At 70.8% G+C, this 14,627-nt stretch carries 13 protein-coding genes and 1 tRNA gene; 12 read left to right on the plus strand and 2 right to left on the minus strand.

Annotated features, from left to right (window positions below):
* Positions 1-17 precede the first annotated feature (17 nt).
* The 7 genes from galU to STRTU_RS20940 all read left to right on the plus strand — a co-directional run bounded on the left by galU (position 18) and on the right by STRTU_RS20940 (position 5,280).
* On the plus strand, positions 18-920 hold the full coding sequence (gene galU, locus STRTU_RS20910) for a UTP--glucose-1-phosphate uridylyltransferase GalU (RefSeq protein WP_159745065.1): 903 nt from the start codon (positions 18-20) through the stop codon (positions 918-920).
* A 4-nt stretch (positions 921-924) separates the two neighbouring features.
* The gene (glp, locus tag STRTU_RS20915; RefSeq protein ID WP_159745067.1) at positions 925-2,265 is read left to right on the plus strand and encodes a molybdotransferase-like divisome protein Glp; all 1,341 of its coding nucleotides are present in this window, start codon (positions 925-927) and stop codon (positions 2,263-2,265) included.
* A gap of 60 nt (positions 2,266-2,325) precedes the next feature.
* Positions 2,326-2,808: a cyclic pyranopterin monophosphate synthase MoaC gene (moaC, locus tag STRTU_RS20920; RefSeq protein WP_159745069.1), complete on the plus strand. Its 483-nt coding sequence runs from the start codon at positions 2,326-2,328 to the stop codon at positions 2,806-2,808.
* On the plus strand, positions 2,805-3,308 hold the full coding sequence (locus STRTU_RS20925; protein ID WP_159745071.1) for a MogA/MoaB family molybdenum cofactor biosynthesis protein: 504 nt from the start codon (positions 2,805-2,807) through the stop codon (positions 3,306-3,308). Before moaC ends, STRTU_RS20925 begins: the two co-directional genes overlap by 4 nt.
* Before the next feature lie 14 nt (positions 3,309-3,322).
* Positions 3,323-3,937 carry a GNAT family N-acetyltransferase gene (locus STRTU_RS20930; protein ID WP_159745073.1) on the plus strand — a complete coding sequence of 205 codons (615 nt, stop codon included), beginning with the start codon at positions 3,323-3,325 and terminating at the stop codon, positions 3,935-3,937.
* Between the two features lie 151 nt (positions 3,938-4,088).
* On the plus strand, positions 4,089-5,132 hold the full coding sequence (sepX, locus tag STRTU_RS20935; protein ID WP_159745075.1) for a divisome protein SepX/GlpR: 1,044 nt from the start codon (positions 4,089-4,091) through the stop codon (positions 5,130-5,132).
* A 75-nt stretch (positions 5,133-5,207) separates the two neighbouring features.
* Positions 5,208-5,280, plus strand: a tRNA-Ala gene (locus tag STRTU_RS20940).
* A gap of 254 nt (positions 5,281-5,534) precedes the next feature.
* Here the strand turns inward: STRTU_RS20940 and STRTU_RS20945 are convergent.
* Positions 5,535-6,008, minus strand: a complete 474-nt coding sequence (locus STRTU_RS20945) for a hypothetical protein (RefSeq protein ID WP_159745077.1) — start codon at positions 6,006-6,008, stop codon at positions 5,535-5,537.
* An 88-nt stretch (positions 6,009-6,096) separates the two neighbouring features.
* Positions 6,097-7,269 (minus strand): epoxide hydrolase family protein, encoded by a 1,173-nt coding sequence (locus tag STRTU_RS20950; protein WP_159745079.1) that lies wholly within the window; start codon positions 7,267-7,269, stop codon positions 6,097-6,099.
* An 82-nt stretch (positions 7,270-7,351) separates the two neighbouring features.
* Between STRTU_RS20950 and STRTU_RS20955 the strand changes: the two genes are divergently transcribed.
* From STRTU_RS20955 to STRTU_RS20975, 5 genes are all read left to right on the plus strand, one after another.
* The gene (locus STRTU_RS20955) at positions 7,352-7,948 is read left to right on the plus strand and encodes a CGNR zinc finger domain-containing protein (RefSeq protein ID WP_159745081.1); all 597 of its coding nucleotides are present in this window, start codon (positions 7,352-7,354) and stop codon (positions 7,946-7,948) included.
* Between the two features lie 692 nt (positions 7,949-8,640).
* Positions 8,641-11,670: an AfsR/SARP family transcriptional regulator gene (locus STRTU_RS20960; protein WP_159745084.1), complete on the plus strand. Its 3,030-nt coding sequence runs from the start codon at positions 8,641-8,643 to the stop codon at positions 11,668-11,670.
* Positions 11,671-11,820: 150 nt separating this feature from the next.
* Positions 11,821-13,029, plus strand: coding sequence for an ATP-grasp domain-containing protein (locus STRTU_RS20965; RefSeq protein ID WP_159745086.1), 1,209 nt, complete (start codon positions 11,821-11,823; stop codon positions 13,027-13,029).
* A gap of 144 nt (positions 13,030-13,173) precedes the next feature.
* Positions 13,174-14,067 (plus strand): LysR family transcriptional regulator, encoded by an 894-nt coding sequence (locus tag STRTU_RS20970; protein ID WP_308789396.1) that lies wholly within the window; start codon positions 13,174-13,176, stop codon positions 14,065-14,067.
* Between the two features lie 161 nt (positions 14,068-14,228).
* Positions 14,229-14,564 carry a hypothetical protein gene (locus STRTU_RS20975; RefSeq protein WP_159745090.1) on the plus strand — a complete coding sequence of 112 codons (336 nt, stop codon included), beginning with the start codon at positions 14,229-14,231 and terminating at the stop codon, positions 14,562-14,564.
* Positions 14,565-14,627: the final 63 nt, after the last annotated feature.

Below are 14,627 nucleotides of genomic sequence, written 5' to 3' on the forward strand. Positions count from 1 at the left end.
CGGTTATGGTGGCGCGCATGACCCCATCGCACACACGGATCAGCAAGGCTGTCATCCCCGCAGCCGGCCTCGGCACCAGGTTTCTCCCCGCCACCAAGGCCACACCCAAGGAGATGCTCCCGGTCGTCGACAAGCCCGCCATCCAGTACGTGGTGGAGGAGGCCGCCGCCGCCGGGCTCTCCGACGTCCTGATGGTGACCGGCCGCAACAAGCGCCCCCTGGAAGACCACTTCGACCGTAATTACGAGCTCGAAGAGGCCCTGCACCGCAAGGGCGACGAGTCCCGGCTCGCCAAGGTGCAGGAGTCCAGCGACCTGGCGACCATGCACTACGTACGCCAGGGCGACCCCAGGGGTCTGGGCCACGCCGTGCTGTGTGCCGCACCGCACGTGGGCGACCAGCCCTTCGCGGTCCTCCTGGGCGACGACCTGATCGACCCCCGCGACCCGCTGCTGGCACGCATGGTCGAGATACAGGAGCAGTACGGCGGCTCCGTCATCGCCCTCATGGAGGTCGACCCGGCGCAGATCCACCTCTACGGCTGCGCGGCCGCCACCCCCACCGGCGACGACGACGTCGTGGCCGTCTCCGACCTGGTCGAGAAGCCCGACCCGGCCGACGCTCCCAGCAACCTCGCCATCATCGGCCGCTATGTCCTGGACCCGGCCGTCTTCGAGGTGCTGCGCAAGACCGCCCCCGGCCGCGGCGGCGAAATCCAGCTCACCGACGCCCTCCAGGCGCTGGCCGCCGACCCCGCCCTCGGCGGCCCCGTACACGGCGTGGTCTTCAAGGGCCGCCGCTATGACACCGGCGACCGCGGTGACTATCTGCGTGCCATTGTCCGACTGGCATGCGAACGTGAAGACCTGGGCCCGGACTTCCGGACCTGGCTTCGCAGTTACGTCACCGAGGAGATGTAAGACGTTGAACGGCACCACCGACCAGACCCGCCACCAGGACCGCGTCTGGTCGGTGGCCGAGCATCTCGACGACGTCCTGTCGAAGATCGCCCCGCTGGACCCGATCGAGCTGCAACTCCTCGACGCCCAGGGCTGCGTCCTGGTCGAGGACATCACGGCCCCCGTCGCCCTGCCGCCCTTCGACAACAGCTCCATGGACGGCTACGCGGTCCGCGCCGCCGATGTCGCCGACGCCACGGACAGCGCCCCGGTCACCCTGACCGTCATCGGCGATGCCGCGGCCGGCAGCGGCGAACTCCCCGCGGTCGGGCCCGGCCAGGCCGTCCGCATCATGACCGGCGCCCCGGTGCCGCCCGGCGCCGAGGCCGTCGTCCCCGTCGAGTGGACCGACGGCGGCACGGGCCAGGGACCGGCCGCCACGATGCGCGCCCACAGCGCCGCCCCCCAGGACGCCGGCGGCGAGGTCCGCGTCCACCGCCCGGCGGCCGCCGGCGCTCATATCCGCGCCCGCGGCAGTGACGTCACCGAAGGCGAACCGGCCCTGCGGGCGGGCACGGTCCTCGGCCCCTCCCAGATCGGCCTGCTCGCCGCCATCGGCCGCGGCACGGTCCGGGTCCACCCCCGCCCCCGTGTCGTGGTGCTGTCGACCGGCAGTGAACTGATCCAGCCCGGCGAGCCGTTGGGCCCCGGCGAGATCCACGACTCCAACAGCTTCCAGCTGACCGCCGCCGCCCGCGACGCCGGAGCCATCGCCTACCGCGTCGGCGCGGTCGCCGACGACGCCGACACCCTCCGCTCCACCCTGGAGGACCAGCTCATCCGGGCCGACATCCTTGTCACCAGCGGCGGCGTCAGCGTCGGCGCGTATGACGTGGTCAAGGAGACCCTGATCGCGCTGTCCGCCACGGAACCCGACGGCTCGGCCCTCGCCGGGGCCACCGTCGAGTTCCGCCGGCTCGCCATGCAGCCCGGCAAGCCCCAGGGCTTCGGCCTCATCGGCCCCGACCGCATCCCGCTGCTCGCCCTGCCCGGCAACCCCGTCAGCTCGTATGTCTCCTTCGAGCTGTTCGTCCGCCCGGCCATCCGCGCCCTCATGGGACTGCCCGAGATCCACCGCCCCACGACTCCCGCCCGGTGCACCGAGGCCGTCGCCTCCTCGCCCAAGGGGAAACGCCAGTTCCTGCGCGGTTCCTACGACGCCGACGCCGGCACGGTCACCCCCGTCGGCGGCGCCGGCTCCCACCTGATCAAAGCCATGGCGCACGCCAACGCCCTGATCATCGTCCCCGAGGACACCACCGAGGTCCCCGCGGGCACGGACGTGGACGTCGTCCTGCTCGGCTGACCTGCCGCCGCCGGGGGTACGGTGTCGTCCCACAGGCGGCAGTTTGGTACCGGGAGAACGATGAGCAGCGGCCAGCAACACCTCACCCATCTCGACGCGGCGGGCGCGGCGCGGATGGTCGACGTCTCCGGGAAGGACGTCACCGCCCGCACCGCCACCGCCCGAGGCCGCGTCCAGGTGTCCTCGCAGGTCATCGAGCTGCTGCGGGGCGAGGGCATGCCCAAGGGCGATGCCCTGGCCACCGCCCGGATCGCCGGCATCATGGGCGCCAAGCGCACCCCCGAGCTGATCCCGCTCTGCCACCCGCTGGCCGTCTCGGGGGTGAAGGTGGATCTCTCCCTCACGGACGACGCCGTCGAGATCACGGCCACCGTCAAGACCACCGACCGCACGGGCGTCGAGATGGAGGCCCTGACCGCCGTCTCGGTCGCCGCACTCACCGTCGTCGACATGGTCAAGGCCGTCGACAAGGCCGCGGTGATCTCCGACATCCGCGTGGAGGAGAAGACCGGGGGCAAGTCCGGCGACTGGAGCCGGTCATGACACCCGCCCGCGCCCTGGTCGTCACCGCCTCCAACCGCGCCGCCGCCGGCGTCTACCCCGACAAGAGCGGCCCGCTGCTCGCCGAGGGCCTGACCGCCATGGGCTTCGAGGTCGACGGCCCGCAGGTGGTGCCCGACGGCGAGCCGGTGGAGGCCGCCCTGCGCGAGGCCGTCGCCGACGGCCGCTACGCCGTCATCCTCACCACCGGCGGCACCGGCCTCACCCCCACCGACCGCACCCCCGAGGCCACCCGCCGGGTCCTGGACTACGAGATCCCCGGCATCCCCGAGGCGATCCGCGCCGCCGGTCTGACGAAGGTCCCCACCGCCGCGCTCTCCCGCGGCCTGGCGGGCGTCGCCGGGACGACCCTGATCGTCAACCTCCCCGGCTCCTCCGGCGGCGTCCGCGACGGCCTCGCCGTCCTCACCGGCCTGCTGCCGCACGCCGTCGACCAGATCCGCGGCGGCGACCACCCCAGACCTTCCGGGAGCCCGAGCTGAACGCGCCCTGGCCGGTGATCCTGACGGACGGTGAGGTCACCCTCCGCCCGATAAGGGTGCGCGACCAACGGGCCTGGCGCGAGGTCAACCGCCGTAACCGCGACTGGCTGCGCCCCTGGGAAGCGACCATCCCGCCGCCCCCGCCGGGCCTCGCCCCGCCGCACCGCCCGACGTACCGTCAGATGGTGCGCCATCTCCGCGGCGAGGCGCACGCCGGGCGGATGCTGCCGTTCGTCGTCGAATACCGCGGCCGGCTCGTCGGCCAGCTGACGGTCGCGGGCATCACCTGGGGCTCCATGTGCTCCGGCCATGTCGGTTACTGGGTCGACCGGGACGTCGCCGGACGTGGCGTCATCCCGACGGCCGTGGCGCTCGCCGTCGACCACTGTTTCCGCTCCGTGGGACTGCACCGCATCGAGATCTGCATTCGCCCGGAGAACACCCCCAGCCGCCGGGTGGTCGAAAAGCTCGGCTTCCGCGAAGAAGGCATCCGCCCGCGCTACCTGCACATCGACGGCGCCTGGCGCGATCACGCCGTTTTCGCCCTCACCGCGGAAGAGGTGCCCGAGGGCCTGCTCAACCGCTACCGGCGGCGGAAACCCCGTACCCCCGGCGCACCCCACAAATAAAATAAATGTTCGAATGCATTCGCCGATTGACCGGATTGGCAGGGGTGCTGATCTCTACGATCACAAAAAAGTTCGAGATATCAGCCAGATCGTGCGACACACCGGCTCAATTGGCGGATGGCCCCACGCAAACCCCTCTACCGTGTGAGTTGTGAGAAGCAGCGGCCTCATCTACGCAGTCATCGTCGGGGCCTGGGCCGCCTATTTGGTGCCGATGTGGCTCCGTAGGCAGGACGAGCTCAACGAGGCCCGTCCGACCGAGCGCTTCAGCACCGCCATCCGGCTGCTGTCCGGACGGGCGGCCATGCAGCGCCGCTACGACAAGCGGCACGGGGAGTACCCCGCCGACGATGCGGGCGACGCAGCGGACCCGGACGCCCCGGCCGACGAGGCCGCCGACCGGGCCTTCGGCGACCCCGCCGCGGCGGAGGCGGTCGAGGCCGGCCACACCCGGGTGCAGGCTGCCCCGCCGCGCCCCTCCGCCGCCGAGCGGACCAAGCGCGCCAAGGTCCTCGCCCGCCGCCGGCGCACCATCACCATCCTGTTCCTCACCTTCACCGTCGGCGCCGTCGTCGCCGCGGTCGGCGGGATCCCCTTCCTGTGGGCCCCCGCCCTGCCCGCCCTCCTCCTGACCGCGTACATCATTTACCTGCGCGCCCAGGAACGGCGGCGCTTCACCTTCACCATGGACCGGCGCAAGGCGGAGGCGGCGGCCCAGCGACTGCGGGAGGGCCGGCGCCGCCCTCCGCAGGCGGCCGACCAGCCGCCCGCCGACGAGCACCCGGCCGAGGCCCGCACTGACACCCCGGCCGACACCGCCCCCGAACCGCCCCGCCCCGCGACCCCCGCCCACACCGCGGGCCGCCGCGCCCTGGTCGAGGAGACCGACCACGCCGAGTGGGTCGACCAGCAGCGCGAACGCGAGCGCCCGCACCCCGCCGCCGACAGCTGGGAGCCGGTCCCGGTCCCCCTGCCCACCTACGTCACCGCCCCGGTCGCCCCGCGCGCCACCAGCCATGTCGACCTGGACGCCGACGACGCCTGGAGCTCCGCCCGCTCCAGCGCCGCCGCCGACCACCCCCACCACGACCCCCAGGCGGACCGCCCCACCCACCCCGGCCGCCGCACCCGCGGCCGCACCCCCCTCTTCGACCAGTACGAGAACGAGGACCGCCCGCGCGCCGCGAACGAGTGACGGCCCTCCGCTGACCAGCACCGGAAGCGATTTCCGAGCACCGCGACCGAGATGCTAGAGTTTCACTCGTCGCAAGGGCCTGTGGCGCAGCTGGTAGCGCACCTCGTTCGCAACGAGGGGGTCAGGGGTTCGAATCCCCTCAGGTCCACCGCACGGCCGTTCTTGAGTTAGCTCGGGGGCGGTTGACGAGATCCCGTCCGATCGGTTGATCGGGCGGGATTTCTGCATTGTGAGGCGCTGTTCGAGGCGAGATCCGAACTCGGATGGCGTGTGGCACGGGTTCTCGGTGGTCCGTGGTGGTGGTTCTGAGTGGTCCGGTGTGCGGAGGGCATGCCGCGGCGCCTGCGGGCCGGGGCCGGCAGGCGCTGGGGAGGTTCATTCAGGATCTGGGCCTTGCGGAGTTCAGCGGAGTGGCGGGATGCCGTTGACGGCTGGAGGTCTCGGCACGATGCCATCGGTTTTGGGGCAGGTGTCCTCGTCTGTGGGTGCGGGTTGGGTGCCGGTGGTGAGGTGCCAGCTGTAGATGATCTGCAGGTTGAGGGTGCAGATCATGAGGGCGACGAGGATGGTCTGGGCGACTCTGCCGTGGGCGAGGCGTTTCTCGGGGCGGGAGATGTCGATGCGGTGGCTCTTGGCGCGGCCGTTGAGTCCTTCGTTGTTGGCGCGGATGGGCTTGAAGGCGTCGCGCCAGGAGGGGCTGAGGTGGCGGAGGTCCTGGCGGTATCTGTCGCGCTGGCCGAGGTCGCCGGGGTGGATAGTGATGGTCGGCTTCTGGCAGCTGCGTGGCAGCTGGGTCTTGGGTAGAGGCCGCAGCCGTTCTGCCGGGTCGATGGGGACGGTGGGCTTGGCTGTGGGGTGGGCGGCGGTGGAACGCACAGAGGTGAGGTCCACCACCGCGGGGCGCGATGCGGGTTTGCCGTTGCTGAGCTGGAAGCGGGGGCAGTGCCGGGTCGCCGAGCCGCGTTCACCGATGAGCGGCCAGCACTGTCGCGAGGCCTTCTTGCAGGTCCTTGACGAAATACTCGGGAACCTCCAGCGACGGGAAATGTCCCCCGATTTCGGGCGCCCTCCATCGGACGATCTGTCGGTACCGTTCCTGTGCCCAGGCGCGCGGACACTTCTCGACGTCGCGGGGATACATAGTGATTGCTGACGGGACGTCGACCCGAAGTTCGGGGTCCAGCGAGTTGTGGCTTTCGTAGTAAATGCGGGCCGACGATGCGCCGGTCCGTGTCAGCCAATACAGGGTGACGTTGTCAAGAACCCTGTCTCTGGAAATCGTCTCGAACGGGCTGTCTTCGGTGTCTGACCACTCGGCGAACTTGTCAAGGATCCAGGCAAGAAGCCCGACCGGTGAGTCGACGAGCGAGTAGCCGATGGTCTGCGGTCGGGTCGCCTGCTGCTTCGCGTACGCCGCGCGGTGGCGCCAGAAATCGCGGGTTTCCTCGGTCCACTTGCGCTCGACCGCCGTCAGCCCGTCCGTTGTCAGACCGGGCGGCCCCTCCGCGAACGTTGTGTGGATGCCGAGAATGTGCGCCGGGAACCTGCCGCCGAGAACCGTGGTGATATTCCCTCCCCAGTCGCCGCCGTGGGCTGCGAACTTGCTGTAGCCGAGCCTTCCCATCAGCTCCACCCATGCGGCTGCGATCTTTTCGGTTCCCCACCCGGTGGTGGCCGGCTTGTCGCTGTAACCGAAGCCTGGCAGCGATGGAACCACGACGTGGAACGCCGGCGCGTCTGCATCTTTGGGATCTGCCAGCTCGTCCACTACATCGACGAACCGGGCAATGCTGTCCGGCCACCCGTGCGTCAAGATCAGAGGAGTGGCATCTGCGCGCGCGGATCGGCGGTGCAGGAAGTGGATTCCCAGATCATCAATGGTCGTGCGGAACTGGCCGATGCGGTTGAGGCGCGCTTCGAACGACCGCCAGTTGTACTCGGTGCGCCAGTAGTTCACGACATCGACGAGGTCGGCGAGAGGGACGCCCTGGTCCCATCGGCGAGGGCCGGGCGCGGCGCGATAGACCGTCTCGGCCTCCGGTAGTCGCGCCGCGGCCAGTCGCGCGCGCAGATCGTCGAGGTCAGCGTCAGTTGCGTGGGCTTCGCATGCTTGCACGTCGCTGGCGAGACGGGGCATGAGACCTCCTGGGCATCGCGGAACCGGCTAAGGTGGTTCTAGCAGCTTCCCGAACCGCACTGCAACCACCTAAGGTGGTTCCATGCGCGCTGGATTCCCTGACTTCCGCCTCGGCAACGTGCTGGCGACCAGCTTCACGGGGACTCTGTCGGAGCGTCATGGCGACTCCGTGGAGCGCATTCCCACGCCGCAGCGACTCATCGACTGGCTGGCGGTGTACGGCCTCGCCGTGGACTCCTGCACCACTGCCCAGCTCGACCGCGCTCGGGAACTGAGGGAGTCGATTCACGCCGCCGCGACAGCGGCCGCGATCCAGGACGCTCTCCCTGCATCTGCGGTCCAAGTCATCAATGACTGCAGCGCTCAGGGGCGGGCCTCAGCGATCTTGACCCCCGAGGGTAATCGGCAATGGCGGCTCAGCTCGGCTTCCTGTGTGGAAGATGCCCTCAGCGTGATCGCCGCCGACGCGATCAGCATCATCGCAGGCGAACGCGACGGAAGATTGGCCTTGTGTGCATCACCGACCTGCCAAGCCGCCTTCTTCGACACCAGCCAAAGCCGCACCCGCAAATGGTGCGACATGAACACGTGTGGGAATCGTCAGAAGAAAGCGCGCTTCCATGCCAACCAGCGCAAAACCCCAGATCAGCGGAGTGATAGGTCTCTCGGGCATGCCTGATGGGACAGCACGAACGCGTCGATCGTCTCCGTCCGCAGCCACACCACCGGATCGCGCGGAAGTCCTGTCGGCCCACACGGCCAGCCGCCCGACGGCATGCAGAAGCCGCCGCGCCTCATAGCAGGTGGCCGGGGCGGTGGCCGCCACCGTTGCACGGAGCTGGTCGGCGTCCGGCGCCCACGGCCGGTGCGGCAGCCTCGGGCGGTAGTCGCGGATTCGGCCGGAGATCTCCGAGTTCAAGGTCACGGACCAAGCCCACCGGCTGGTCAAGCAGCCGGTGAAGGGGGTGGAGCCGATCTTCACGGAAAGGAGTGCATCTGCATGGTCGGAGGGATGAACCAGGCGCCACGTGCCTTGAAACAGCGGATCGGATTGACCGTCTCAGCCGTCAACAGCGCCCGCGGCCCCAGGATGTCGCCCAGCTACTCGGCCCAAAACTGCGGTGTGTTGCGGAAGGCGGGGGTCACGCAGGCGGCGGCCTTTTCGATCTTGCCGGCATCGAAGGGAGGCTCTCGAAGGCTCGGCCGTGAGGTCTTATGATTCCTGGGCAACTGAGGTGTTCTGCAGTGTCGTCGGCACTCCTGCCTGTCCGTCGGTGGTGTCCCGGGTTCTTCCCTGAACACTGGGAAACGGCGAGGATCTTGCTGAGACGACGCCCGGGGCGGGGGGCTCTACCTGACTGAGGGGGCACGGTGACGGGGGTCGAGTCGGACCATCTTCGTTTCAACATCCTGGGCACGCTGGAGGGCTGGGCCGGGGGGACCCGGCTGCGGTTCGGGGGATCGATCCAGGAACGCGTGCTCGCCACCCTGCTCTTTGAGCCCGGCAGGATCGTCCCGGTCACCCGCCTGGTTGAGGCCGCCTGGGACGAGGAACCGCCCACGAGTGCCGAACACCAGGTGCGCAAGGCGGTTTCGGAACTGCGTCGGCGTATACCGCGCGGCGCCGATGTCGTCGTCACCGACGACCCCGGCTACCGCGTCGAACTGGGTGACGGTCAGCTCGACCTCAACGACTTCGCAGACCTGCTGCGCGTTGCCCATGCGGCGGTCGGCGCAGACCGTACGGCCGAAGCGGAGGCGGCCCTGCGCCAGGCGCTCGCGCTGTGGCGCGGCCCGATCATGGCCGGCCGTGGCGGCAGGGTCATCGAGGCGGCGGCGACGGTGTGGGAGGAACGCCGGCTGACCGCGGCCGAGCAGCATTTCGAACTGCGCCTGGCCCATGGCGACGCCGCGGAACTCGTCGGCGACTTAAGAGATGTGATCTCCCGTCACCCGCTGCGCGAGACCCTGCGTGGGCATCTCATGCTCGCCCTGTACCGCTCCGGGCGCGGCGCCGAGGCCCTGGAGGAGTACGCGGCCGTACGCCGATTACTCGTCGAGGAGCTCGGCATCGACCCGGGCGCCCAGCTCACCCGCCTGTACGAGGGGATCCTGCGTGAGGACCTCGAATCGGCTCCGTCGCCCGCCGAACCGCAGCCCGCACTGGCGGCCCCCGTGTCCGAGCCGGGCGTGGCGGACCGGGGCGTGTGCACGCTGCCGTACGACCTGACCGACTTCACCGGCAGGGACGACAAGCAGCGGCTGCTGCTGGAGAAGGCCGGCGAGCCCGGCGGCGAGGGCACCCGGATCATCGCCCTCGACGGCATGGGCGGCTCCGGCAAGACCACCCTCGCGGTGCGGGCCGCGCACCGGCTGGCCGACCACTACCCCGACGGCCAGCTCTTCATCGACCTGCGCGGCTTCACCCCCGGCGAGCGGCCCCTGCAGCCTGCGGTGGCGCTGGAGAGCCTGCTGCGGTCCCTGGGCGTACCGGACGAGCAGCTTCCGGAGGGCACCGAGGAGCGGACGGCGCTCTGGCGGGTCACGGTCGCGCGCAAACGGGTGCTGATCCTGCTGGACAACGCCGCGGACCCCGGCCAGGTGATCCCGCTGCTGCCCGCCTCCTCCGGCTGCCTGGTGCTGATAACCAGCCGAGGGCGGCTGGTCGACCTCGACGGCGCCGAGTGGATCGGGCTCGGCACGCTCGCCCCGGAGGAGAGCGCCACGCTCCTCGCGAAGACGCTGGGCGTCGAGAGGACCGCGGCCGAGCCCGAGGCGGTGGCCGAACTCGCCGAACTGTGCGGCCGACTGCCGCTCGCTCTGCGCATCGCGGCGGCCCGGCTGCGCAACCGGCCCCGCTGGACGGTGGCCCATCTGGTGGAGCGGCTCAGCCACGAGACGCGCCGACTCGACGAGCTGAGCACCGGTCGGCGCAGCGTCACGGCCACGCTGGAGCTGTCGTACCAGGCACTGAGCGCGAGCGGACGCGCCGGGTTCCGCCTCTTGGGGCAGCACCCCGGCACCGAGATCGACGTATGGTCGGCCGCGGCCCTGACGGGTACCTCCGCGCAGGAGGCCGAGGATCTCCTCGAAGACCTCCTGGACGCGCACATGATGCAGCAGCAGGCGCTCGGCCTGTACAGCTTCCACGACCTGGTGCGCAGCTTCGCCCGTTCCCTGCCGGGCGACGACGCCGGGGGCGGGGCGCTGGCCGGGCGGCTGCTGCCGTACTACCTCGACGCGACGGAAGCGGCCTGCGAGGTGCTGTTCCCGGACCGGTTGCGCATGGAGTTCGACGTGGAGGTTCCGCCGACCGCCGAACTGCCCCCGCTGCGGACGGCGGCGCAGGCCATGGACTGGTTCGACCGGGAATACCAGACGATCCAGCTCGCCATGGACCGGGAGGGCGACATCGTCGACCCGGCCTGTGTGGTGCGCCTCTCCCGCAATCTGGCCTTCTATCTGTACACACGCAGCAAACCGGATGAGCAGGTCGCCCAGGGCCTCACGGCCGTGCGCGCGGCGCGGCGGCTCGGGGAGCAGCGGCTGCTGTGCCTCAGCCTCAATAACCTCGGTGTGGCGCAGTGGCGGGTGGGCCGCTTCCGCGACGGCATCGACAGCGTCTCCGAGGCCCGCCGGATCGCTCGCGCGCTCGGTGATGAGGTGGGCGAGGCGATGAGCGTCGGGCGGCTTGGGCTGCTCCACCTGGACATCGGTGAACTGGCCGAAGCCGTCCGCTGTCTGGAGCAGGCGGTGGTGCTGCGGCGCGAGAGCGGATACGCGACGGGCGAGGCCGACAGCTGGGCCAACCTCTCCTCCGCCTACCGCCGCCTCGGCCGGCACCACGAGGCCGTGGCCGCGGCGGAGGAGGCCTTGCGCATCAACCGCCGCGCCGGCGTCCCCGACCGGGAGAAGTTCGTCCTGAACGACCTGGCCGCCGGGCTGCTGGGCATGGATGAACCCGAACGGGCGCTGGCGGTCCTCGACGACGGACTGACGCCGGGCGACGAGACCCGGCAGACGGAGAACCACGCGCTGACCCTCGCCCTCTCGGCGGAGGCCCGCCAGCTGCTCGGGGACACCGAGCGGGCCCTGCGTGACGCCGACCGCGCCCGCGAGATCGTCGGCCGCTCCGGCGTACGACTGCGCGCCTCGGAGGTCGAGAACATCGCCGGCCGGGTCCACCGCAGGGCCGGCGACCCCGCCCAGGCGCTGCGCCTGCACCGGCTCGCCCTCGACCACGCGACGGCCCTCGGCTATCGCGCCGAGGTCCTCGACGCCCTGACCGGACTGGCTTGTGCCGCCGAGGAGTTAGGGGAGAAGGATGAGGCGGCGGGGTACCGGGCGCGGGGGCGGATCCTGCAGGCGGAACTGGGGATCGGGGCGGGCGAAGAGGAGTAACGGTTCTGTGAGACCCCCGTTCGAGAGGTGGCCCTTTCCGGCCGTTCGTCAGCCCCCGTTTCCGGCCTGGCGGACGCGTACGGGAACGAAACGGGAAGAGGTGCGCGGAGACTCCCGGTAGCGACGCCCAGACTCCCGAGGAGCCTCACCATGCAGACCCGACCTGACCGCATCCTCATGGTGCTGCCGCGCGCCCGGCTCGTCCGCAAGGCCGTCGACGCGGGGTACCGGGTCTGGTCCGTGTGGGACCCGGTGCGACGCGACGCGGCCGAGCGCGGGGATGTGGCCCGGTACTCCGAGGGGGTCCTGACCGCCGACCTCACCGACGAGTCGGCTCTGCGCGCACTCGTCGTGCGGGCCGCCCGGGAGCATGGCATAGCCCACGTGATGTATCTGGGCGGCGGGGTGGGCATGCGGCCCGTGCTGGAGGAGGCCCACCGGCTGGGACTCAGTGCCAACCCGCCCCAGGCCCACCAGCTGTTGGGGGACCGCGCGGCTCTGTGTGAACTGCTTGACGGCCACAGCAGGCTGAGCGTGCGCTTCCGGCGGGTCGAGCAGCAGGCCAAACTGCCCGACGCCGTGAAGGAGTTGGGCGGCCACCCGGTCGTCGTCGGCTCCCTGGCCCGGGACGTCGACCGCCGCCCCGTCCTCGCACCCGGGCCGGGCGCTCTTGACGCCTGGGCCGGGCGCACCCCGGGGCCGTATCTCGTCGAGGAGTTTCTGGCCGGGCCGCAGTACACCGTCAGCACCCTCAGCGTCGACGGTATGCACCAGGTCGTCGGCATCACGGCCACCAGGACCGGGGGGCCGCCGCACTTCGTGGCCCTGGAGCATGTGCACCCGGCCCCGCTCGGCGAGCGGGAGGGTGCCGAGATCCGGTCCGCGGTGTGCGCACTGCTGGACCTCGCGGGATTCGAGCACGGGCCGGCCGACACCACCGTCGTACTGACCGGCACCGGTCCCCGCATCGTCTCCTCCCGCCCCGGGTTCTCGCGGGACGGCATACCCCTACTGCTGAGGCTCGCCCGGGGGATCGACCTGGAGGCGGCGTTCTTCCAGACCCTCACGCTCGGCGGATGCCTGCCGCACACCGACGCCGTACGCACCGCCGCGGTCGGTTTCTTCCAGCTGCCACCCGGCCGGCTGACCGCCGTGACCGGCCTCGACGACATACGCGCCCTGCCCCATGTGCACGCGTTGCGTTTTCCGTTCCGCCCCGGGGACCTTGTGCCCGCCACGGCGGACGGCGCGACCGTGCACGGCTTGGTCGTGGTCGACGGTGCGGACGCCGACGAGGCCGCCGAACGCCTCGCCACCGTACGGCGGTTGCTGCGCGCCGAGTTCGAGCCCGCGCCCTGACCCCGAACCCCCGACCGTCGCGCCGGGGTCCACGTCGCACCCACCCGTGCACCAGCCCGCCCGTGCCACCGTACGGCGCACGCACGCGCACCGGCCGCCAGTGACCCCCCATCTCCCACACCCCGGAGGACAGGACACGTGGACATGCGTCAGCTCAGGACATTTCACAGGGCCGCCACCCTGCTCAGTTTCAGCCGCACGGCTGCCGAGCTCAACTACGCGCAGTCCAGTGTGACCGGGCAGATCAAGGGCCTGGAGAATGCCCTGGGCGTTGCGCTGTTCGAGCGGCTCTCCGGACGCAGGGTCCGGCTCACCCCGGCTGGCCGGCGGCTGCTGCCGTACGCGGAACGGCTGCTCCTACTCGCCGAAGAGGCCCGCAGCGCCGCCTCCGGCTCGCCCGAGCCGTCGGGGCGGCTGGTGATCGGGACGATGGAGAGCATCGCCACGTACCGCATGCCGCCGCTGCTGGAGTTCTTCCACCACCGCTGCCCGCAGCTGGAGTTGGTGCTGCGGCCCGGCAGCGGGGCGGAGATCCTCGACGGTCTGCGTCAGGGCGCCCTGGACCTGGTCCTGCTGATCGACACCGAGACACTCCATCCCGGCCTGGAGAGCACGGTGTTCGGGCCCGAGCCGCTCGTCGCCGTCGTGGCACCCGACCACGAACTGGCCGGCCGGCGATCGGCCACCGGTGAGCGGCTGCGGTCGGTGCCGATCCTCGCGCCGGAGTCCGGACGCGGCTACCGGCGGCTGCTGGAGGGCGAGATGGACTGCCGGACGGCGCCGATCCTTGAGTCCGGCACGGTCGAGTCGACCAAGCGGTGGGCCGCGGCCGGCCTGGGCGTGGGCCTGCTTCCCGCGGTGGCCGTCGCCGACGACATCGCCGCCGGTGTGCTCGTCCCGCTCGACTGGCGCCCGCCGTCCGCCGTGTACACGCAGCTCGTACGGCGCCGGCGCACCCCGGTCAGCCGGGAGATGCGGCTGTTCATCGACCAGGTCAGCAACCTGATGGCCGAGGAGAACGACCAGCTCGCGGCCTGACGAAACCCGACCCATCGGCTTGTCCGAATTTCCATTCCGGGTAAGCCGATCAGGAATTCATTGACCGTTACCGCCGCAGTTGATGAAATTAAATCACCAACAAGGAAGCCCCCCGGGAACAGGAAAGAAAAAAGGGGGGGCGAAAACCAAAGGAGTCCGCTATGAGCAACGTCTCCACCCCGGCCCAGCAGATGATGAACGGCCTGTACGCCGACGGCGCTCAGTTCGACGCCGACTGGAGCAAGGTCGACGACGCCACCCTCGCCAAGCTGCGCGAGGCCGCTGCCTCCGGTGACGAGGCGCTGCAGTCGCTCCTCACCAGCCTGGCGTTCAGCAAGTTCGAGGGCGCCGACCAGGCCGCGCGTCTCTCCGCCTCCCTGGCCGGCATCAAGCAGGCGGCCGTCGCGGAGATCTTCGAGGAGCTGCCCACCACCTCCATCGAGGACCTGCGCGCCGCCGCCGAGGCCGCCGGCTACGAGGTCGAGATCCTCGCCTGACCTCGACGCGGGATGGTGCGGCCCGGCCCCGGAATTCGTGTCCGGGGGCGGGCCGCCCCCTCG

Origin of the sequence: Streptomyces tubercidicus (genome assembly GCF_027497495.1) — a bacterium.
Lineage (GTDB): Bacteria > Actinomycetota > Actinomycetes > Streptomycetales > Streptomycetaceae > Streptomyces > Streptomyces tubercidicus.